This window comes from Lysinibacillus sp. FJAT-14745, from assembly GCF_001275675.1.
GTDB lineage: Bacteria > Bacillota > Bacilli > Bacillales_A > Planococcaceae > Lysinibacillus.
In genome coordinates this window covers 36,954-58,452 of the sequence record NZ_LITM01000004.1, presented here as the reverse complement: position 1 = coordinate 58,452, position 21,499 = coordinate 36,954, and the positions used below count along the sequence as shown (strand labels likewise).

Below are 21,499 nucleotides of genomic sequence, written 5' to 3'. Positions count from 1 at the left end.
GTTCCCCCGCTCACCCTTTTTCAATAGGTGCAAATTGTGCTAGTAATCGCTTTATACCAATAGGTTGTGGAAAGGCAATATCAAGCTCTGTACTATCACCCTCACCTTTTACACTAACAACCATACCTGTTCCCCATTTTTTATGGATCGCTTTGTCTCCAGCCTTCCAGCCAAATTGGTCTCCACCAGTTGTTTGTAAACGAGCTGTTGCAGGCTGTGTTTTCTGAACTTCTCCAAGTGTACGTTTTTGATAGCCGCCTGCAGAACGATTACTAGAGGCAAACGGAACCTCGGGCTTCGAACCACCTTTGGATATTGATTCTGTAATATCCTCCGAAATTTCACCTAAGAAACGTGAGACATTGTTATAACTAAAACGACCAAAAATCGTACGACTTTGTGCACTCGTTAAATATAAACGTTCCTCTGCACGTGTCACGCCAACATACATTAATCTTCTTTCTTCTTCCATTTCATCCATATCATCAAGTGAACGAGAATGCGGGAAGATATTTTCCTCCATTCCAATGATAAAGACGACAGGGAATTCTAAGCCCTTTGCGGCATGCATCGTCATTAAAATAATGTTGCCCTTCGATGTATCATCTTTATCAAGAGCATCAATATCTGCAATTAGCGCTAAATCTGTTAAAAAGGCAATTAAGCTCTTATCATCACTGCGTTCTTCAAAAGCCTTTGTTACTGATAAAAACTCTTCAATATTTTCTAATCGGCTTTCCGCTTCAATCGTCTTTTCGTTTTGAAGCATTGCACGATAACCAGATTTGTCAATAACCTGCTCTACAATTTCTGTCACCGATAAATACTCTTGCATCTCTGTAAAGCCTTTAATCATTGCATAAAATTGCTCAGCTGAATTAGCAGCCTTCCCTGAAAGACCCATGAACACAAGATCATTCATTGCATCAAAAATAGAGCGTTCTTGTTCAATCGCATAGCGCGCCATTTTTTCAAAGGAAGTTGCACCTATACTACGCTTCGGCTCATTAATAATACGTGCGAGTGATAAATCATCATCATTATTGGCAATAAGGCGCAAGTAGGCAAGTAAATCCTTAATCTCTTTACGATCATAGAACTTAGTACCACCAACTATTTGATAAGCCATATTGGACTTAACAAGCACTTCCTCCATCACACGGGACTGAGCATTTGTACGATATAGTATCGCAAAGTCATCAAACGAACGATTTTCTTTTTGAATAAGCTGTTGGATTGTTTGTACAACGAATTGCGCTTCCTCTTGCTCGTTATACGCTTTGTACAATACGATTCTTTCACCTTCTGCATTTTCTGTACGCAGTTCTTTTGGATAACGTGTTGTATTATTTTGAATGACGTCATTTGCCGCTTGTAGGATGCGTCTTGTTGAACGATAATTTTGCTCAAGCATAATGGCCTTAGCATCTGGATAATCCTTTTCGAATGAAAGAATATTGCCAATGTCCGCACCACGCCATCGATAAATCGATTGGTCTGAATCACCTACAACACAAATATTTTTGAATTTCTTAGCAAGGAGCTGAACGAGTATATATTGAGATTTATTCGTATCTTGATATTCATCCACATGAATATATTGAAATTTATTTTGATAGTATTCAAGCACTTCTGGTACACGCTTAAATAATGTAATAGTTGTCATTATTAAATCATCAAAATCGAGTGATTGATTGCGGCGTAGTCTTTTTTCATAACCTTTATAAACACGGGCAATCGTTTTTTCGTAAGGATTGTTTTCATTGATTTGACCTGCATAATCGTCCGCAGTTTTACATTCGTTTTTTGCTGAACTAATCGCATTTAAAATCGCACGAGGTTCAAAACGTTTAGTGTCAATATTTTCATCCTTCATAACATTTTTAATAACTGATAGCTGATCAGTAGAATCTAAAATTGAAAAGTTGCGTGATATCCCAAGCTGTTCAATATTGCGTCGTAAAATACGCACACACATCGAGTGGAATGTCGATACCCACATACTATCGCCAGTTCCGTTACCGAGAATGCCATCTATACGCTCACGCATTTCACGTGCAGCTTTATTTGTAAACGTAATTGCTAAAATCTTTGATGGATAGACTTCTTTTTCGATTACTAAGTATGCAATACGATGTGTTAATACTCGAGTCTTCCCTGATCCAGCACCCGCCATAATTAGAAGTGGTCCTTCAGTTGTTTTGACTGCTTTTTCCTGCTCAGGGTTCATACCTGCTAATAAGTTTTTCGTTAACTGTTCCATTTCGCACCGCCTTACAAACATTTGTTCTTAGATTATATATTATTTTTTACAGCCTTAACAGTCGCAAGTGCAGCTTTTAAATCTTCGTAAATAATATTACCAACTACTACTGTATCTGCATATTTTGCCATTTCCGCTGCTTGCTTAGCAGATGTAATGCCGCCACCATAAAACAGTCGCGTATTTTTCAGTTCATTTTTCACTGCACTTACAACCTCAATATCACCATAAGTACCGCTATACTCTATATAAAATACAGGTAGTCTAAAGAAATTTTCAGCCATACGTGCGTAGGCAACGACATCATCTATGGATAAATCAGTTTTCGCATTCGTTACTTCCGCTACTTTACAATTCGGGTTTAATATACAATAACCTTCAGCGACTAATTCTTCCCACACCATAATATCTCCATATTCCTTAATTGCTTCATGGTGTAGATTTTTAATCCACTTTGGGTCATCACTATTCAACACGGTTGGAATGAAATAATAGTCATAACCTGGTGTTACTGAATCAATCGCAGAAATTTCGAGCGCTATTGGTACTTCAAAGCGTCTTACACGAACGAGTAAATCTAATACACCATCTAAAGTTACTCCGTCTGTTCCGCCAACTATAATAACATCTGTACCTGATTCACAAATTTTTTCTAGTGCCTCATCTGAAATATCTTTAGCTGGGTCTAACTTGAACACGTGTCTCCATTCTAAATAATCCATCTATTTTACCACCTATCATTTTCTATCTATTCGTTTACAAGTATAGCTTATGACTGTCTACAAAAAAATGAAAAAGACTGGGTAAAAACTCTACCCAGCCTCTTTACCTACTATTCTTTTGGTGCTTGAAATGGCTTTTCATCTGGATACAAACGACCTAACATTTCATCATATGTATCGTTCCCATAATCAAAGCAACGACGTACACGCGAAATAGTTGCTGTACTTGCACCTGTTTCCTTTTTAATGGATTCGTAGGTTTTCTTTAAACGTAGTAAATGCGCAACCTCAAAGCGTTGTGCCAGCGATTGAATTTCACTAATCGTACATAAATCATCAAAAAACTTATAACATTCTTCGATGTCTTTCAGCTCTAACACCGCTTTAAATAATTGATCTGTTTGATGCCCTCGAATTTTTTCGATTTGCATGCAATCTTCCTCCCTTTAAGGCTGCGTTTTCACCATTGCTTTTAACCCTGGTGAAGTTGGCACGAAATGAACCCAAGACTTCCCTGGTACTAGCTTCACAAGCTCCCCAGACTCTTCTACAGCCGTTGGTATTCCATCAATATTCGCCCATTTGACTTCTCTCATATAGCCATTTTGAAATACATACGCATTTCCACCAGAGGTTAAATCAATATCTTGGCGCCCCTCATTATCAATCGTTCGATGTTTCATTTCAAAAAATAGAACATTTGCAAATGATAACGTGTCGCCTGTTAACATATCCTTTGTGTCAACGCCAGCCGATTGTCGTCCATAACGATTACTTTGCTTATCATACAAATATGAATTATGGAAATACTCACTGTTTCCGTAGTAAATGTCAACTCGACTTATTTCATTGCCTATTTTACCACGTTCATCGGGTTCATAAAAAGCCTCATGTACTTTTTCATGGTAACTCATTGAAGCACCTACTTTTTTCGCTCCATTTAATATATTTTCAGACGTAATATACGAGTTGTGTGGAGCAACACGGTCTTTTGATCGTTTAAAAAGTGTACCATCATATTCCATGCCATTTATATTGTCAACTACATTATTAGTAAGCATCGATTTTGCCTCTGGGCTATAGCCATGTGCTACATAAAATGCATCAAAGCCTTTCGCAAGATCAACAAAATAAGATCGAGCACTACGAACTGGCCCCACATTTTCTGGCAGTTCACTTTGATAAACTGCTAATAAACGCGTAACATTGCCTTCTGCCAGCATTTCATAAATGATATCTGCCGCTTCTAATCCTGATTGCGGACGTGCTTTCGGATGATTATTAACGGTAACAATAATTGGTCGTTGCGTAATTTCTTCCTTCACAGCTTCACCTGTTAAAGGAGCAACATATGCCCCTTTTTGAACAGGCTCTTCAATAGCAGTTCCATCATCAACCTTGTTCGTATCATCTTCCTTCACTTCCGACGTATCTTTTGAACATCCTCCAATCAATAAGGTGCTAAAAGCCATTGCGATAAATAGTTTCTTCGAATTGAACACAAGCATTACTCTCCTTTTATCAATTACATCTACCATACGGAAATCAACTAGCGCATCACTGCTGGTAATAATAACTTATTCTTCATAACATCAAAAATCCCTTTTGGTGTTATACGGATATATGGTAAATGTGTCGATTGTAAGAATAGTAAAGAATAAATTACGTCCCCTAAGTGGTACCCACGTTCCGCTAATGCTTGTTTTAAGAACTTCTCTTTTTCAGTTAGCTCCTTAACATCACCATCATATAAAAAACCGCCAATTGTTAAAGGAACAGTAGCAATTACTTCACCTTTTTCAACAAGTACAATACCACCACGCATTGCCTTCATTTCTTCAAAGGCTTTGATCATATCATCTTTATTTTTTCCGATTAGCAAAATATCGCCTGTATTCGAATAAGATGAGGCAAAGCCTTGAACACTAGTAGCAAAACCTTTAATCATCGTGTTAACATGCCAATTACCAGCTCTATTAATGAGCATTAAATAGCATTCATCATGATCTGCAAGTTGTCCTTCTCTTGTAATTAATGAGTTATATGGTTTCGTAATAACATCATTTACTAACTCAATTCCAAAAGGCATCGAGAATTGAAAATCATGAGACGTTAATGAAAAATCTAAATCAAATGCAGGTAACGCTGAATAGTCAATTGCAGCAAGTTTTTGCACTTGCTCTTCATCACGTTTTAACCAAACGCCCTTCGATAGTACGCTCTCAGGAACTGGGTGCCATTCATCTTGTAAAATATTTAGTGAAGCAAATCGACCCGTTGCGATAAAGCCATGTAAATTGGACATATTATAATAACGTGCCACATTATAGGAAGCCATTTGATAAGCATCTATTGGTGCTACACCTGCATCTAAGGCTACTTGGATACATTTATCCATCACGCCATCCTCATGAAAAGAAGGCGGTGAGCCATCTGTTGTCATCATTAAATGATCAAAAATAGGTAGCTCTTTTTCGACTATTCCCTTTAATAGATGTGGTAAGTCTGGACGTATTGAAGAATGACGCAGCGTTACTGCATATCCTTGCATAATACGTCGCTCTACTTCTTCCACTGTCATAGCTTCATGATCACCATCTGCACCAAGTAGCTTCATACGTGCTAAAGTTCGCTCTGATGCACCAGGGAAGTGCCCTTCTATTTTTTTACCTTTGCCCTTAGCCATTTGCATGCGATAGAGCATTTGGTCATCTCCATGTAACAACTTTGGCCAGCCGGTTAATTCTCCTCCAAGTAAAACATCCTCTCGTTCTAGCCATTCTAAAATGGACGTATTAGAAAAAATCTCTTCCTCTTGTTCCATTTCAGTTTGCGAATCAAAACGAGTCCACCAATAAAATGAAAACGGTAGCTCTTTCAAATTATCTAATATTGAAAACGCTTTCTTATTTTCTAAAGATAAAACGAAGCTTAAATTATCTGAAATAAAAGTTGTAGTTCCTAGCTGTCCACAAAAATCAGCAAAAGACTGCGGATGGTATAGCTGGAACGGATGAACATGTGGCTCAATATATCCTGGTACAATTGTTTTATTCGTACAATCGACCACCTCTGTCCCTTCTAATAACGGAGGCATTCTATCACCAGCATAGACAATCCGATCTCCTAAAATCCAAATGTTCCCTACTATCCATTGTTTGAGCATGCTATGTAAATAACGAGCATTTTTCAATACAATATCCGGTGCTTTTTTTCCATCTATAACAGCTAATTGCTGACGTAATTCTGTAATTTTCCATACTGGATCCATTCTATTCGCCCCTTCCTAAATTACGTAAAATTTCATTGTGTAAATCCTACGCGAAATCACATACTACTACTGCATAAACGCTTTTTTTCATAAAATTAGTGCTTTATGCAAACATCTTGTTTCAATCGTAACACAGCACTTTCATAAAGCAAAGTGCACCCCGCTTTATTTTTCCCACAATGACTAAAGGAGGAAATATGATGATGCAAGAAACGAATTTAAGCGAAAAAAATGCCTTTTGTCGCTTTGCCATGGGTACAAGTATGACGGCATTTGGTATCGCTAAGGTCTCAAGAAATCCTAACTGTACGGCAGGTCGATTGATGATTGCTTTTGGTGCCATGAAAATGGCTGAGGGTATCTTTAAGTATTGCCCAACTAAAGCTTTACTAGGCTCTAGCATGCAAGGTGCTATGAACAACGATAATAGCAACGCATCTATGCAAAGTATGTTCAGTGGTCAAAATTCTATGTCATCTGAACAAATCGATAAACTCATGAAGGATTTCTCCTCTGCTATATCTGGAAATATGTCAGGATCAAACGCAACTGCGTCAAAGCAATCTGACTCCAGCACTTCAAATCAAAATTCCTCAGAAAGTAAAAATTCTACAAATAAAACACAAAATCCTTCTTAGTCAAAGGAGCCGTCTCAACTGTATTGTTGAGACGGCTCTCACCCTTTTTAATCATACGTTTGAAAACAATAAGAAGTTTCATTGCATGATAAAAATATTTAAATCAGGTACATAAAAGTTTATCACCATAGCGTAGGGTTGATTTCCGTTCCGGCTGGGCGCTTTGCCGCTGACGCTTCGCTTTCGCGCAGAGCAGAGCTTCCTGGGGGCGTCCGATGAGCCGCTTCACTCGCTTTGCTCGCTCCAGGGTCTCGGGCCGACAGGATGTTGGTCACGAAGGCGTTATCACAGGACGTGATGCTTTTAGCCTTCGTTCCCCTATCGCTGATCCCCGAGGAGTCGCCCAGCCTCCACTACAATCAACTATTTGCATGGTATACGTTTTAACAAAATGGCATCTCTAGATTACGATGATGGACCAAAATTTATTAGTAATATCACTTGTATAGCATTTTACCACAACGAGGATTCGCTGCGCTCCAATCAACTTATATACATAGCATATGTTTTAATAAATGTTGTCCTCAACTTTTAAAATTAAGCCTTCCCTTCGCTTTCGCACAGAAAACATATAGTCCCTACTATTTAAACGTACGCCAGCCGATATCTTTGCGGTAGAAGAAATTGTTCCATTTTTCTGTTGCAATGCCTGCGTATACTTTTTCTTGTGCTTCTTTTAAAGTGGAGGCTTTTGCTCCAACTAATAAAACTCGACCACCATTACCAACAAATTTTTCATCTACAAGCTTTGTACCTGCATGGAATACTGCATGTGAAGCTGATAGAGCCTCTAAGTTAGGTAATGTATTGCCTTTTTCAACGTCCCCTGGATAACCTTCTGCAGCAATAACTACACCAAGCATTGCTTCTTCAGACCATTGCAAATCAAATGGCTTTTCATCCATTAATGCCATCATAAATTCGCCAAAGTCAGATGCCATACGTGGTAAAACTACTTGTGTTTCTGGATCTCCAAAGCGTGCATTAAACTCAATCACTTTGGGACCATTTTTCGTTAAAATCAATCCTGCATATAATATCCCTGTAAACGATACACCATCTGCCTCCATACCTTTTACGGTCGGTTCAACAATAGTCTTATAGGCATCATCCACTACTTCTTGTGAGATTTGAGGTACTGGTGAATAGGCTCCCATACCACCTGTATTTGGTCCTTTATCGCCATCATAAGCACGTTTATGGTCTTGAGCAATGACCATTGGATAAATCTGACCTTTATGGACAAATGACATAAAGGAGAATTCTTCTCCGTCTAGGAATTCTTCAATGACAACACGAGAAGATGATTCACCAAAACGTTGGTTCCCAATCATATCCTCTACAGCTTCAATTGCTTCATCTTCAGTCATGGCTACAACTACGCCTTTACCAGCAGCTAAACCATCTGCTTTGATAACGATTGGTGCACCTTGCTCTTTAATATATGCTATAGCCTTATTTGCTTCAGTGAATGTTTCATGGGCTGCTGTTGGAATATTAAATTTATTCATAATATCTTTCGCGTATGATTTACTGCTTTCAATTTGTGCCGCTACCTTTGTTGGACCAAATACTCGTAAACCACGAGCAGTAAAGAAATCGACTATGCCTTCAGCAAGTGGTTGCTCAGGTCCTACAAAGGTTAAATCTACTGCATTTTCTTTTGCAAATTGTGCAAGACCTGCAAAATCCATAGTATTAATAGCAACGATTTCCGCATCGCCCCTCATGCCATCATTACCAGGTGCTACAAATACTTTATTAACAGATGGTGAAATACTAAATTGTTTGGCGATAGCATGTTCTCGACCGCCGCTTCCAATGACTAATACTTTCATTTTAGGGAATCCTCCTCTTTGTGCGTAAGACCGAGATGTTGCCCATCTCGGTCTAGTTTTTGGATATTTTAGTGCTTGAAATGACGTACGCCAGTGAATACCATCGCAATGCCGTATTCATTCGCTTTATCGATTGAATCCTGATCTTTGATAGAGCCACCTGGTTGAATAATGGCTGTAATACCAGCCGCTGCAGCTGCTTCTACAGTATCGCTCATTGGGAAGAATGCATCTGATGCTAGTGCTGCACCTTTTGCTTTTTCGCCCGCTTGCTCAAATGCGATTTTAGCTGCTCCAACACGGTTCATTTGACCAGCACCAACGCCAAGTGTCATTTGAGAATCTGTCACAACGATAGCATTAGATTTAACGTGCTTCACAACCGCCCAGCCAAGTTGTAATGCTTCCCATTCTTGAGCTGTCGGTTCACGGTCTGTGACAACTTTAATATCTGCATTTGAAAAACCGTAGCGATCGGGTTCTTGTACAAGAAGACCACCTTCAACTGATACAACATTGAACTTGTCTTGTTTTGCTTGCTCAAAAGGAATAGTTAATAAGCGAATATTTTTCTTCTTCGTTAAAATTTCAAGCGCTTCTTGGGAGAAAGCTGGTGCAATGATAATTTCTAAAAAGATATGGCTTAATTTTTCAGCAGTCGCTGCATCTACTTCCATATTTAAAGCAATAATGCCACCAAAAATAGACGTTGGGTCCGCTTCATATGCTTTATCAAATGCTTCTTCTAATGTTACGCCAGTTCCAACACCACAAGGATTCATGTGCTTTACAGCTACTGCTGCAGGCATTTCAAATTCTTTGACAATTTGCAATGCGGCATTCCCGTCTTGAATATTGTTGTATGATAATTCTTTACCATGTAATTGCGTAGCAAAAGCTAATGAGAATTCAGAGCCAAGACGTTTTTGATAGAAAGCGGCTTTTTGATGAGGATTTTCTCCATAGCGTAAGTTCTGTTTTAATTCATATGTCATCGTTAAGCTCTCTGGGAACTCTTCTTCTGTTAAATAGTTTGATATATATGAATCATAAGCGGCTGTGTGACGGAAAACTTTCGCAGCTAACTTACGACGTGTTTCAATTGTCGTAACACCATTAGCTTTAAGTTCCTCTAATACGTTCGCATAGTCATTGCTATCCACAATTACTGTTACATATTGATGGTTTTTTGCTGCAGACCGTAACATTGTTGGACCACCGATATCAATATTTTCAATCGCATCATCCCATGTTACATTAGGCTTTGAAATTGTTTCAACGAATGGGTAAAGATTGACACAAACAATCTCAATTGGCTCAATTCCATGCTCATTCATTTGTGCTTGATGAGAAGCATCGTCAAACTTTCCTAATAGTCCACCGTGAATCATTGGATTTAACGTTTTTACACGACCATCTAAAATTTCAGGGAATTTAGTTACTTCATCTACTGCTGTTACGGCAACATTATTGTCTTGTAACATTTTTTTCGTACCACCAGTTGATAAAATTTCATAACCTAATGCTACTAGTTCCTTTGCAAATTCTAAAATACCATCTTTATTGGAAACACTGATTAATGCACGTTTTGTCACAACGAAATCCTCCTAATTTTTAGGATCATCACCAAAATGTGTGGTTGATTTCCGTTCCAGCTGGGCGCTTTGCCGCTGACGCTTCGCTTTCGCGCAGAGCAGAGCTTCCTGGGGGCGTCCGATGAGCCGCTTCACTCGCGTTGCTCGCTCCAGGGTCTCATCTGTGACGCTAATCCCCAAGGAGTCGCCCAGCCTCCACTCCAATCAACTTATTTTCATAGTAGACGTTTTAACAAAAGTCATCCACAACTTTTGGTGATGAACCAATTTTCATCGTGTTTGCCACGAATATGTCTTGCTATTATTGATAGAGTAGAGTTAGGCTGTATTGTTCCAGAAGACCTAACTCCTCACCACTGAATTACTTTAATAATTGCTGTAAAGCTTTTGTATATAGTCCATGCTCTTCCTGATGAATGGCCGTTTCTGTTGCCTCACGGTCACCTTCAACAACTTGAACTGCCGCTTGTGCAATAATAGGCCCCGTGTCCATACCTTCATCTACAAAATGGACGGTTACGCCTGTTATTTTGACGCCGTGTTCCATCGCTTGACCAATGGCATCTTTACCAGGGAAAGCCGGTAATAATGACGGATGAATATTCACAATGCGCTGTGGATATGCAGTTAGTAATACTTCACTAATTAAGCGCATATAACCTGCAAGCACAATCCATTCTACATGACATTTATGTAGCGCCTCGATAATAGCAGTCTCGTAATCTGCTTTTGAAGCAAACTCTTTCGGACTTAAAGCGAGCACTGGAATATTAAAGTTTTCAGCACGTGTAACTACAAATGCGCCAGGCTTATCTGTAACAACAAGTTCGACCTTTGCATTAAGTTCGCCACGGTCAATGGCCTCTTGAATGGCCTGAAAATTACTACCGCTGCCTGAAGCAAAAACGGCAATTTTAGTTGGTGCCGTCATTACACTAAACTCCCATCATGTGAGCCATTGAATACAACACCTTCGCCTTTCACTACGCGACCGATTTTGTATGCATTTTCACCATTTGCTTCTACTGTAGCAAGGACTTTATCTACTTCATCTGCTGGAACAGCTAACACGAAGCCAATACCCATGTTAAAGACGTTATATAAATCCTTGTCCTCTAACTGTCCTTTTTCTTTTAAAAACTCAAAAATACGTAAGACAGGCCAAGATCCTAAGTCAATCTCTGTTGCTAAACCTTCCGGCATCATGCGTGGTAGGTTTTCATAAAAACCACCGCCAGTTACATGTGCACAGCCATGAACGTCTGCTGCTTTTAAAGCTGCAAGCACAGGTTTCGCATATAGTTTTGTTGGCACTAACAAGGCTTCACCGATAGGACCAAGATCTTCGTAGCCTTCAACAATCGAATCAACAGCGTAATGATTATCAGCAAAGACAATTTTTCGTACTAATGAGTAACCGTTTGAATGCACACCACTTGAAGCAATACCAACAAGCACGTCACCTTCTACTATTTTCTCACCTGTTACGATGGCTGATTTTTCACAAGCTCCTACTGCAAAACCAGCTAAATCATACTCATCTTCATCATAGAGACCTGGCATCTCTGCAGTTTCTCCACCGATTAATGCCGCACCAGATTGCACACAGCCATCTGCAACGCCCTTTACAATTTGCTCAATTTTCGCTGGCTCTGCCTTGCCAAGAGCTACATAATCTAAAAAGTACAATGGTTCAGCACCTTGCGCTACGATATCATTGACACACATCGCTACACAGTCCACACCAATCGTGTCATGCTTGTCCACCATAAATGCTAGCTTTAGCTTTGTCCCAACACCATCTGTACCTGAAATAAGAACAGGTTCCTTAAGATTTAGTTCTGACAAGTCAAACATACCACCAAAGCCACCAAACGTGCCCATCACACCTAGACGGTTTGTACGTTCAACGTGAGACTTCATTCGTTTTACGGCTTCGTAGCCTGCTTCAATATTTACACCTGCTTGTTCATATGCTTTTGACACGCAGAGTTCCTCCTTATCATCCAAATCGCCTTGGCATAGTTAGATGTTTTTCTTAACGTAATAGTTCTTTTTCATGTGGTAAGATTGTATCTGGGAAAATTTCTGTTGGATATTTACCTGTAAAGCACGCTAGGCATAATCCACGGTTTTCATCTTCATATGGTCTTGCAATCGTCTCCACCATGCCTTCAACTGAAAGGAATGTTAATGAATCGGCTCCTATAGCGTCACGGATTTCCTCTACATTGTGGCTTGATGCAATCAGTTCCTCATGCGTTGAAGTATCGATGCCATAATAGCAAGGATCCGTCATTGGTGGTGAGGAAATCACAACATGTACTTCTGCCGCCCCTGCATCTTTTAACATTTTGACAATACGTCTTGAAGTTGTACCGCGAACGATTGAATCGTCCACCATCACTACACGTTTACCTTTTACGACTTGAACAACTGGGGAAAGCTTCATTTTCACACCGCGTTCACGTAATTCCTGTGTCGGTTGGATAAATGTACGACCTACATAACGATTTTTAATAAGACCTAGCTCATACGGAATACCACTTTCCTCAGCAAAGCCGATTGCTGCTGAAATACTTGAATCAGGTACACCTGTTACAACATCAGCTTCAATATGTGCACATTCACGTGCAAGCTGTTTACCCATACGTTTACGTGCCATATGGACGTTAATACCATCAATATCAGAATCAGGACGTGCTAAATAAACATACTCCATCGCGCACATTGCACGTTTATTCATATCTGCAAAACGATCAGATTTGACACCCTCGTCATTAATAATTAATAACTCACCTGGTTCAACAGATCGAACAAATTCTGCACCTATTAAATCGAATGCACAAGTTTCAGAGGCCACAACCCAGCCATCTCCTAGCTTTCCAAGAGATAATGGACGTAAACCATGTGGATCACGTGCTACAAGCATTTCATCTTTAGTCATAATTAAGAATGAATACGCACCCTTTAATAATGATAGGGCATTTTTCACCTTTGCACGGAATGGTGAATGCGAGCTTTTCTTAATAAGATGCGCTAGCACTTCTGTATCGGAGCTAGAATGAAAAATACTTCCTTGACGCTCTAAATACTGTTTCAAGTGCGTTGCATTGACTAAGTTACCGTTATGAGCAATTGAAAGGCTACCAGTTGAGGAGTGGAATAATAACGGCTGTACATTTTCAATACCGCCTCCACCGGCAGTCGTATAACGAACATGGGCAACTGCTGCTTTTCCGTTAACTGCCTTTAATTTCTCTTCGTTGAAAACATCGTTAACTAGTCCTTCGCCTTTCACCGCGCGAAGATGCTGACCGTCAGAAACGACGATCCCTGCACCTTCTTGGCCACGGTGTTGAAGAGCATGAAGCCCGTAATAACTAAGGTGTGCTGGATTTGAGTTGCCCCAAATACCAAACACCCCACATTCTTCGTTTAAGCCTCTGAGTTCAGCAAGCATGGGATTGCTCCTTTCCAATTAGAACGGAATTCCTCCACTGTACCTTCTACAAGCACACCGTTATCACCGTTGATTTTAACAAGCGCATCGTTTGTTACGACACCGATTTTCTGTGCATCTTTTACAATTTCTACAAACGCAGCTGCATTTTCTTCTTTCACTGTTACAACGAAGCGAGATTGTGTTTCACTGAATAATGCTGTTGTTGCAGAGCCTGTTAATGCCACATCAAGACCTAAGCCATTTGCGCCAAATGTTGTTTCAGCGAGCGCTACTGCAAGACCACCTTCTGCTACATCATGTGCAGATTGTACGATTCCTGCTTTAATCGCTTTAAGCAATGCTTGTTGACGTGCAGCTTCAACTTCTAAGTCAATAGCTGGTGCTTTCCCTGAAATAACCCCATTATTTAATAATTTTTGAAGCTCAGAGCCGCCAAATTCAGTTTTTGTATCGCCGATCACAAATACTACATCGCCAGCAGCTTTTACTTCTTGAGTTGTCACATGTGCTAAATCTTCAATTAGTCCAACCATACCGATTGTTGGTGTTGGGTAAACCGCTTCACCAGAACGCTCGTTATAAAGAGACACGTTACCGCCGATTACAGGTGCATTTAGTGCTGTACAAGCGACTGAGATACCATCAGCTGATTTTTCAATTTGCCAGAAGATTTCTGGTTTCTCTGGATTGCCGAAGTTTAAGCAGTCAGTAATCGCTAATGGTGTACCACCAGATGCTACGATATTACGAGCCGCCTCTGCTACAGCTATGGCACCGCCTACCTCTGGATCTAGGAAAATATAACGAGAGTTACAGTCTGTAGTCATCGCTAATCCTTTGTTCGTACCACGCACGCGGATAACGGCTGCATCCGAACCTGGAGCAACGACTGTTGATGTACGAACTTGATAATCATATTGATCGTAAACCCACTCTTTTGAAGCAACTGTTGGTGCTTTTAAAAGTGCATTTAATGTTTCTTTATAATCTGTTACTACTGGTTCTGAATTTTCCATCGCCTGGAACTCAGCATAGTAAGTAGGCTCTGCGGATGGCTTATGATAAACCGGTGCATCTTCTGCAAGTGCATCAGCAGGTACTTCAGCTACAACTTCACCATTATGTAATAGGCGTAGCATTTTATCATCCGTCACGTGACCAATTGCCACAGCATCTAAATCATATTTATCGAAAATCGCTTTAATTTCATCTTCGCGACCTTTTTTCACAACAAGTAGCATACGCTCCTGAGATTCAGATAGCATCATTTCATATGCTGTCATACCCGTCTCACGTTGAGGTACTAAGTCTAAGTTCATTTCTACACCAGAACCAGCTTTAGAAGCCATTTCTGCTGATGAAGAAGTAAGACCAGCAGCACCCATATCTTGAATACCTACTAACGCGTCCGATTTTACAACTTCTAAACATGCTTCAAGTAAAAGTTTCTCCATAAATGGATCTCCCACTTGTACTGCTGGACGTTGGTTCTCAGACTCTTCTGTTAACTCTTCAGATGCAAATGTTGCACCATGGATACCGTCACGACCTGTTTTAGCACCCACATACATAACTGTATTCCCTACACCAGCTGCGATTCCACGTTGAATATCTTTGTGGTCGATTAAACCTACGCACATTGCATTCACTAGTGGGTTGCCTTCATAGCAAGGATCGAACTGAATCTCGCCACCGACTGTAGGAATCCCGATACAGTTACCGTAACCTGCGATACCAGCAACTACTTCTTCAAATAAATATTTGCCACGTGCTGATTTTAATTCGCCAAAGCGTAGTGAGTTTAGCATCGCAATTGGACGTGCACCCATTGAGAAAACGTCACGGATAATACCACCAACACCTGTAGCAGCACCTTGATAAGGCTCAATTGCTGATGGGTGGTTATGTGATTCCATTTTAAATACAACTGCTTGTTCGTCACCAATATCTACGATACCAGCACCTTCACCTGGACCTTGTAAAACTTGTGGACCCTTTGTAGGGAATTTACGTAACACTGGTTTTGAATTTTTGTATGAGCAGTGCTCAGACCACATTACGGAGAAAAGACCTGTCTCTGTCCAGTTTGGTAGACGTCCTAAAATACCTTCTACCATTGCAAATTCTTCGTCTGACATCCCCATACCAGCGTATAATTTTTGATCTTTAATTTGCTGTGCTGTTGGCTCAAACTTAGTTGTTGACATGATTTTCCCTCCACTGCTTTACAATTGATTTAAATACTGCTAGACCATCTGCTCCGCCCACCAGTGCATCAACAGCTCGCTCTGGGTGAGGCATCATACCTAGTACATTGCCGCGCTCGTTTGTAATCCCTGCGATATCTTCTAAAGAACCGTTTGGATTTTCACCTGAGTATGTGAACACGATTTGATTGTTGTCTTTTAACTTTTGTAAAGTTTCCTCGTCACAGTAGTAGTTACCTTCACCATGTGCGATTGGAATATTGATTATTTGACCTTGCTCATATTGATTTGTGAATAATGTATTATTGTTTTCAACTTTAAGCTGGATTGTACGGCACATAAATTTCAAATTTTTGTTACGAAGTAATGCACCTGGTAATAAACCTGCTTCAGTTAGAATTTGGAATCCATTACATACGCCTAATACTGGCTTACCAGCATCCGCTGCTTTCTTGACTTCTGCCATAATATTAGATTGGTTTGCCATCGCACCACAGCGAAGATAATCCCCGTATGAGAAGCCTCCTGGTACTAAAATGCCATCAAAGCCACTTAAATCTGTTGCTGTATGCCATACATATTCTACTTCTTCACCTAGCTCGTCTTTAATCGCATGATACATATCGATATCACAGTTTGACCCAGGGAACACGAGTACTGCGAATTTCATGATTAGTTAGCCTCCTCGACTTCGTAACGGTAGTCTTCGATTACAACGTTAGTTAAAACCTTTTCACACATTTCTTTTACTAGAGTATCAATATCACGTTCTGTATCTTTAATTGTTAGTTCAAGATATTTACCGATACGTAAATCTTCTACTTCAGCGTAACCCATCTTCACTAAAGAACCTTGTACAGCTGAACCTTGTGGATCAAGAATGCTCTCACGTAATGTTACGTAAATTTTAACTTTTTTCATTGTTATTTGCCTCCGAGTCTAGAAAGTATAATAGTATAAACTTCAGTTAAATTACCAAGGTCTCTACGAAAGACATCTTTGTCTAACTTTTGCTTTGTAGTTGCATCCCAAAGTCTGCATGTATCTGGTGATATTTCATCTGCCAGTAGTACATTTCCGTCATTGTCACGTCCGAATTCTAATTTAAAGTCAATTAGTGTAACGTTGACATCTGCAAATATTGGCTGCAGAACTTTGTTAACAGCTAGTGCACCATCATAAATGGCAGTCACTTCTTCAGGTTTTGCAAGATCAAGTACATCAATATGTTCCGTTGAAATGAGTGGATCTCCAAGCTCGTCGTCTTTATAGTAAAACTCAACGATTGGACGTTTTAATGGTGTACCTTCCTCAAGGCCAAGGCGTTTCGCTAAGCTACCTGCCGCTATATTACGAACAACAACCTCAATCGGAATAATATCTACCTGTTTTACAAGCTGTTGCGTATCAGACAATTGTTTCACGAAATGTGACGCAATTCCGTAAGCTCGTAATTTTTCGAAAATTAATGAAGTAATGCGATTATTTAATACGCCTTTTCCTTCAATTTCTTCTTTTTTCTCACCATTAAACGCTGTTGCACTATCCTTGTACTCAACGAGTAGAACATTTGGCTCCTCTGTTGTATACAATTTTTTTGCTTTACCTTCATACAAAAGTTGACCTTTAATCATTTCGTTAATCCCCCTGATATTATGAAATACACGCGTATTGTACAGAATTGAATCGTACGTATACGATTCAATTCTGTAACATCCGCTAGTGACTCTACTTAGTTAAGTCCAAGACGCTCAAAAATCATATCTACATGCTGTAAATGGTAGTTGTAGTCAAAGCAATCATCTAGCTCTTCCTTCGTTAAATACGATGTAATTTTTTCACTTGCATCGACTAACGTACGGAACTGAACTTGCTCGTCCCACGCTTGCATCGCTAAAGGTTGTACTGTATCATACGCTTCCTCACGCACTAACCCTTTATCGATAAGTGCTAATAAGATACGTTGAGAGTAAATTAAACCAAAAGTGCGACCCATATTACGTTTCATGTTTTCAGGGAATACTGTTAAGTTTTTCACAATATTACCGAAGCGATTTAACATATAGTTAAGTGTAATCGTTGCATCCGGTAAAATGACGCGCTCTGCAGATGAATGTGAAATATCACGCTCATGCCATAAAGCTACGTTTTCAAAAGCTGTCACCATATAACCACGCATTAAACGTGACATACCAACCATGTTTTCAGACCCGATTGGATTACGTTTATGAGGCATCGCTGACGAGCCTTTTTGCCCTTTTGCAAAGGCTTCTTCAACTTCTCGCGTTTCAGATTTTTGCAAGCCGCGAATCTCTGTTGCAAATCTCTCTATTGATGTTGCGATTAATGCCAACGCACCTAAATATTGAGCATGACGATCACGTTGTAATGTTTGAGTTGAAATAGGTGATGCTGTTAGTCCTAATTTATCGCATACATATTGCTCAACTTGAGGATCGATATTGGCATATGTTCCAACTGCTCCAGACATTTTTCCTGTTTCAATTACTTTTGCCGCTGCTTCAAAGCGTTCTAGGTTACGCTTCATTTCTTCATACCATAAACCTAGTTTTAAACCGAAAGTTGTTGGCTCAGCATGAACACCATGTGTACGTCCCATCATAACCGTATGCTTATGCTCTTTCGCTTTTGCAGCAATAATATCAATGAAATTCACGATGTCTTTGCGTAAAATATCATTCGCTTGTTTAATCAAATAAGAAAGAGCTGTATCAACTACGTCCGTAGAAGTTAAACCATAGTGCACCCATTTTCGCTCTTCACCAAGTGTTTCAGAAACGGCACGAGTAAATGCTACAACATCATGACGCGTTTCTTTCTCAATCTCTAAAATACGATTAACATCAAATGAAGCATTTTCACGAATTTTAACTACATCCTCTTTCGGAATGTCGCCAAGTTCTGCCCAAGCCTCACATGCTAAAATTTCAACTTCTAGCCAAGCTTGATATTTATTTTGTTCTGTCCAAATTGCGCCCATTTCGGGTCTTGTGTAACGTTCGATCATTGCGTTTCTCCTTCTATTCTGACCAAATGCCAGAACTCTCGATTTGTTGTAATGTTTCTTCTAAGTTTTTTGTCATAATCGTTACGTGGCCCATCTTACGGTTCACCTTAGCTTCAGCTTTCCCATAAAGATGTATAGACCATTCAGGATATTTAGCAATTGAGTTACTAAGTGGCATGACATGCTGCCCTAAAACATTTACCATAATAGATGGTGCCCAAAGTTGTGGTTTACGTAATGGCCAACCACAAACAGCGCGTATATGCTGATGGAACTGTGAAACATTACATGCTTCTAATGAATAGTGACCTGAATTATGAGGTCTTGGTGCTAATTCATTAATAACAATTCCACCATCTTCTAATACAAACATTTCTACAGCTAATGTCCCTACTAAATTTAAATAATCAGCAATTTTCAAAGCTTCTCGCTCTGCAGCCTGTGCTGTTTCTTCTTTTATACGAGCTGGCACAATCGTTTCATGTAAAATATGATGAACATGAATATTTTCTCCAACTGGCTGACAATATGATTCACCATTACCGTTTCTTTGTACAATGACAGACACCTCTTTAACGAAAGGCACAAATCCCTCAACAATACATTGTGAATGAGTGAAAAGCTCCTTTGCCAATGGTAGGTCTTCGGCAGATTTTAAAAGTTGCTGCCCCTTGCCATCGTAACCACCTCTTGCTGTTTTGACTATACAAGGATAACCAATCCTATCGATATTGGCTAGTAATTCTTCATATGTATTTGCAACCAAATAAGGGGCTACCGGACAACCTGCGTTCACAATCGCTTCTTTCTCAGTCACACGGTTTTGTGTGATGCGTACAAGCTCTGCTCCTTGTGGAACGTAAGCCATTTGTGTTAAACGTTTTAAGCCATCATAATCGATATTTTCAAACTCATACGTTATAACGTCACTTACCTCGGCAAGTTCTTCTAAAGCTGACTCATCATCATATGGTGCTACAATACGTATATCCGCAACCTGTCCACATGGTGAATCCATTGATGGTTCAAGAACGGCAATTTTAAAGCCTGCTTCTTTAGCAGCAAGTGCCATCATACGGCCAAGCTGCCCTCCCCCGATAATGCCTAACGTCTGCCCTGGATAAATTATCTTTGTCACACTAAGTCACCTGTGCTTTCCAGTACTTGTTGCTTCGTAGCTTCACGTCTAGCATCTAGTTTATTAGCAAGCTCTGCATCTGTTGTCGACAAAATTTGCGCTGCTAGCAAGCCTGCATTCGTAGCTCCCGCTTTGCCAATCGCTACTGTTGCTACAGGTACACCGCCAGGCATTTGAACGATTGATAATAGAGAATCAAGACCGTTAAGAGCACGGGATTGCACAGGTACACCGATTACTGGTAACGTTGTTTTAGCCGCTACCATTCCAGGTAAATGCGCAGCTCCACCTGCACCGGCAATAATTACTTGAATACCTCGCTCACGTGCTGATTCTGCATACTCAAACATTAAATCAGGCGTACGATGTGCAGACACAACCTTTTTCTCGTACGGTACTTGTATTTCATCTAAAATATCACATGCATGTTTCATTGTTTCCCAGTCACTTGAACTCCCCATAATGACACCGATTTTCGGATTCATGATTGTCGCTCCTTTTTAACGTTAGAAAAATGATCAAATATTGTGCAAGCCTTTATTCCTCATATAGCTTTACTTTTATAACAAAGAAAGTCCCCAAATAAACTACTCCCTACCATACACGTGAAAGCAGTTTACTTGAGGACTTATTATGAAAAGAATATGCAAATGTACATTTCTGTACATACACCTTCTCGTAACATGCCAAAAGTGCTTTCCCGCATAGTCCAGCATTTACGGTGCCGGGTAGAGACACTAGAGCCAATCCTCTAGCATATATGTGGGATTTATTTGTTTTTCCTTCTCACATTTTAACAAGTCATCGCATTATAGTCAATGCAAAAATGCGAACATTTTATTTTTACTATTTATAAATGTTCGGATTTTGGTCAAATTCACTCGGAATCTTGCCATAACATCGCTTTGAATTGTATTTTTTGACGTAAATGCGTTGGTTCTCCATTGACTACGTGAAAAATCGGTTCTTCTTTTCTTCCCACTGCCATATAACCATCTCGACGCATTCTTGCCAAACAATCTTCAATTGACTCGTTTTCTTCTACCTCATACCAAATTTGTTTTTTCCCCAAATCTTTCTTCCTTTCGATCTTGTTTCCAATTATTTTCCCTTGTATGAATTCCATTATACCTTTAGTTTGTTCCTTTAGTATGTATGATTCATTAATAATATGTTCTTCACCATAACGTGATGTTAATTTTCGTTCCTACTGGGCACTTTCCTAGGGGCGTCCAATGAGCCGATTGGGGCAGCAGATGTTTTTTGCGCGAAAGCGTAGTGCAACGTAGCGACAGCGGCATATGTTTTTTGCGCGAAAGTGTAGTGCAACGTA

Annotated in this window: 19 protein-coding genes and 1 riboswitch; of the genes, 1 reads left to right on the top strand and 18 read right to left on the bottom strand. The window is 39.8% G+C overall.

Going from position 1 to position 21,499, the window contains the following annotated elements; translation table 11 throughout:
* Positions 1 to 10: 10 nt before the first annotated feature.
* The 5 genes from pcrA to AMS59_RS06810 all read right to left on the bottom strand — a co-directional run bounded on the left by pcrA (position 11) and on the right by AMS59_RS06810 (position 6,256).
* The gene (pcrA, locus tag AMS59_RS06830) at positions 11 to 2,263 is read right to left on the bottom strand and encodes a DNA helicase PcrA (RefSeq protein ID WP_053483005.1); all 2,253 of its coding nucleotides are present in this window, start codon (positions 2,261 to 2,263) and stop codon (positions 11 to 13) included.
* A 32-nt stretch (positions 2,264 to 2,295) separates the two neighbouring features.
* Positions 2,296 to 2,985 (bottom strand): heptaprenylglyceryl phosphate synthase, encoded by a 690-nt coding sequence (locus AMS59_RS06825; RefSeq protein WP_053483004.1) that lies wholly within the window; start codon positions 2,983 to 2,985, stop codon positions 2,296 to 2,298.
* Positions 2,986 to 3,095: 110 nt separating this feature from the next.
* Positions 3,096 to 3,416, bottom strand: a complete 321-nt coding sequence (locus AMS59_RS06820) for a YerC/YecD family TrpR-related protein (protein ID WP_004225717.1) — start codon at positions 3,414 to 3,416, stop codon at positions 3,096 to 3,098.
* Positions 3,417 to 3,431: 15 nt separating this feature from the next.
* A complete protein-coding gene (locus AMS59_RS06815; RefSeq protein ID WP_199777687.1) occupies positions 3,432 to 4,493 on the bottom strand; it encodes a DUF3048 domain-containing protein in 1,062 nt (353 codons plus the stop codon).
* Positions 4,494 to 4,534: 41 nt separating this feature from the next.
* Entirely contained in the window at positions 4,535 to 6,256 is a 1,722-nt protein-coding gene (locus AMS59_RS06810; RefSeq protein ID WP_053483003.1) for an adenine deaminase C-terminal domain-containing protein, read from the bottom strand.
* A 200-nt stretch (positions 6,257 to 6,456) separates the two neighbouring features.
* Between AMS59_RS06810 and AMS59_RS06805 the strand changes: the two genes are divergently transcribed.
* Positions 6,457 to 6,894, top strand: coding sequence for a YgaP-like transmembrane domain (locus tag AMS59_RS06805; RefSeq protein ID WP_082337416.1), 438 nt, complete (start codon positions 6,457 to 6,459; stop codon positions 6,892 to 6,894).
* 581 nt (positions 6,895 to 7,475) lie between these two features.
* Here AMS59_RS06805 and purD read toward each other — a convergent pair.
* The 13 genes from purD to AMS59_RS06735 all read right to left on the bottom strand — a co-directional run bounded on the left by purD (position 7,476) and on the right by AMS59_RS06735 (position 21,238).
* Positions 7,476 to 8,732, bottom strand: a complete 1,257-nt coding sequence (purD, locus tag AMS59_RS06795) for a phosphoribosylamine--glycine ligase (RefSeq protein ID WP_053483001.1) — start codon at positions 8,730 to 8,732, stop codon at positions 7,476 to 7,478.
* A gap of 68 nt (positions 8,733 to 8,800) precedes the next feature.
* Positions 8,801 to 10,327 (bottom strand): bifunctional phosphoribosylaminoimidazolecarboxamide formyltransferase/IMP cyclohydrolase, encoded by a 1,527-nt coding sequence (purH, locus tag AMS59_RS06790; protein ID WP_053483000.1) that lies wholly within the window; start codon positions 10,325 to 10,327, stop codon positions 8,801 to 8,803.
* Between the two features lie 361 nt (positions 10,328 to 10,688).
* Positions 10,689 to 11,258 (bottom strand): phosphoribosylglycinamide formyltransferase, encoded by a 570-nt coding sequence (gene purN, locus AMS59_RS06785; protein WP_053482999.1) that lies wholly within the window; start codon positions 11,256 to 11,258, stop codon positions 10,689 to 10,691.
* Positions 11,258 to 12,313, bottom strand: a complete 1,056-nt coding sequence (gene purM / locus AMS59_RS06780) for a phosphoribosylformylglycinamidine cyclo-ligase (RefSeq protein ID WP_053482998.1) — start codon at positions 12,311 to 12,313, stop codon at positions 11,258 to 11,260. The genes purN and purM overlap by 1 nt, the downstream gene beginning before the upstream one ends.
* A gap of 52 nt (positions 12,314 to 12,365) precedes the next feature.
* On the bottom strand, positions 12,366 to 13,790 hold the full coding sequence (purF, locus tag AMS59_RS06775; RefSeq protein WP_053482997.1) for an amidophosphoribosyltransferase: 1,425 nt from the start codon (positions 13,788 to 13,790) through the stop codon (positions 12,366 to 12,368).
* Complete coding sequence (gene purL / locus AMS59_RS06770; RefSeq protein ID WP_053482996.1) at positions 13,766 to 16,000, bottom strand: phosphoribosylformylglycinamidine synthase subunit PurL; 2,235 nt, start codon at positions 15,998 to 16,000, stop codon at positions 13,766 to 13,768. The genes purF and purL overlap by 25 nt, the downstream gene beginning before the upstream one ends.
* Complete coding sequence (gene purQ, locus AMS59_RS06765) at positions 15,987 to 16,670, bottom strand: phosphoribosylformylglycinamidine synthase subunit PurQ (RefSeq protein WP_053482995.1); 684 nt, start codon at positions 16,668 to 16,670, stop codon at positions 15,987 to 15,989. Before purQ ends, purL begins: the two co-directional genes overlap by 14 nt.
* Before the next feature lie 2 nt (positions 16,671 to 16,672).
* Complete coding sequence (purS, locus tag AMS59_RS06760) at positions 16,673 to 16,921, bottom strand: phosphoribosylformylglycinamidine synthase subunit PurS (RefSeq protein ID WP_053482994.1); 249 nt, start codon at positions 16,919 to 16,921, stop codon at positions 16,673 to 16,675.
* 2 nt (positions 16,922 to 16,923) lie between these two features.
* Positions 16,924 to 17,634, bottom strand: a complete 711-nt coding sequence (gene purC, locus AMS59_RS06755; protein ID WP_053482993.1) for a phosphoribosylaminoimidazolesuccinocarboxamide synthase — start codon at positions 17,632 to 17,634, stop codon at positions 16,924 to 16,926.
* 98 nt (positions 17,635 to 17,732) lie between these two features.
* Positions 17,733 to 19,028 (bottom strand): adenylosuccinate lyase, encoded by a 1,296-nt coding sequence (gene purB / locus AMS59_RS06750; protein ID WP_053482992.1) that lies wholly within the window; start codon positions 19,026 to 19,028, stop codon positions 17,733 to 17,735.
* Between the two features lie 13 nt (positions 19,029 to 19,041).
* A complete protein-coding gene (gene purK, locus AMS59_RS06745) occupies positions 19,042 to 20,166 on the bottom strand; it encodes a 5-(carboxyamino)imidazole ribonucleotide synthase (protein WP_053482991.1) in 1,125 nt (374 codons plus the stop codon).
* Positions 20,163 to 20,651: a 5-(carboxyamino)imidazole ribonucleotide mutase gene (purE, locus tag AMS59_RS06740; protein ID WP_053482990.1), complete on the bottom strand. Its 489-nt coding sequence runs from the start codon at positions 20,649 to 20,651 to the stop codon at positions 20,163 to 20,165. The genes purK and purE overlap by 4 nt, the downstream gene beginning before the upstream one ends.
* Positions 20,652 to 20,851: 200 nt before the next feature.
* Positions 20,852 to 20,950, bottom strand: a riboswitch (purine riboswitch).
* Positions 20,951 to 21,043: 93 nt separating this feature from the next.
* Positions 21,044 to 21,238: an NETI motif-containing protein gene (locus AMS59_RS06735; RefSeq protein WP_053482989.1), complete on the bottom strand. Its 195-nt coding sequence runs from the start codon at positions 21,236 to 21,238 to the stop codon at positions 21,044 to 21,046.
* Positions 21,239 to 21,499: the final 261 nt, after the last annotated feature.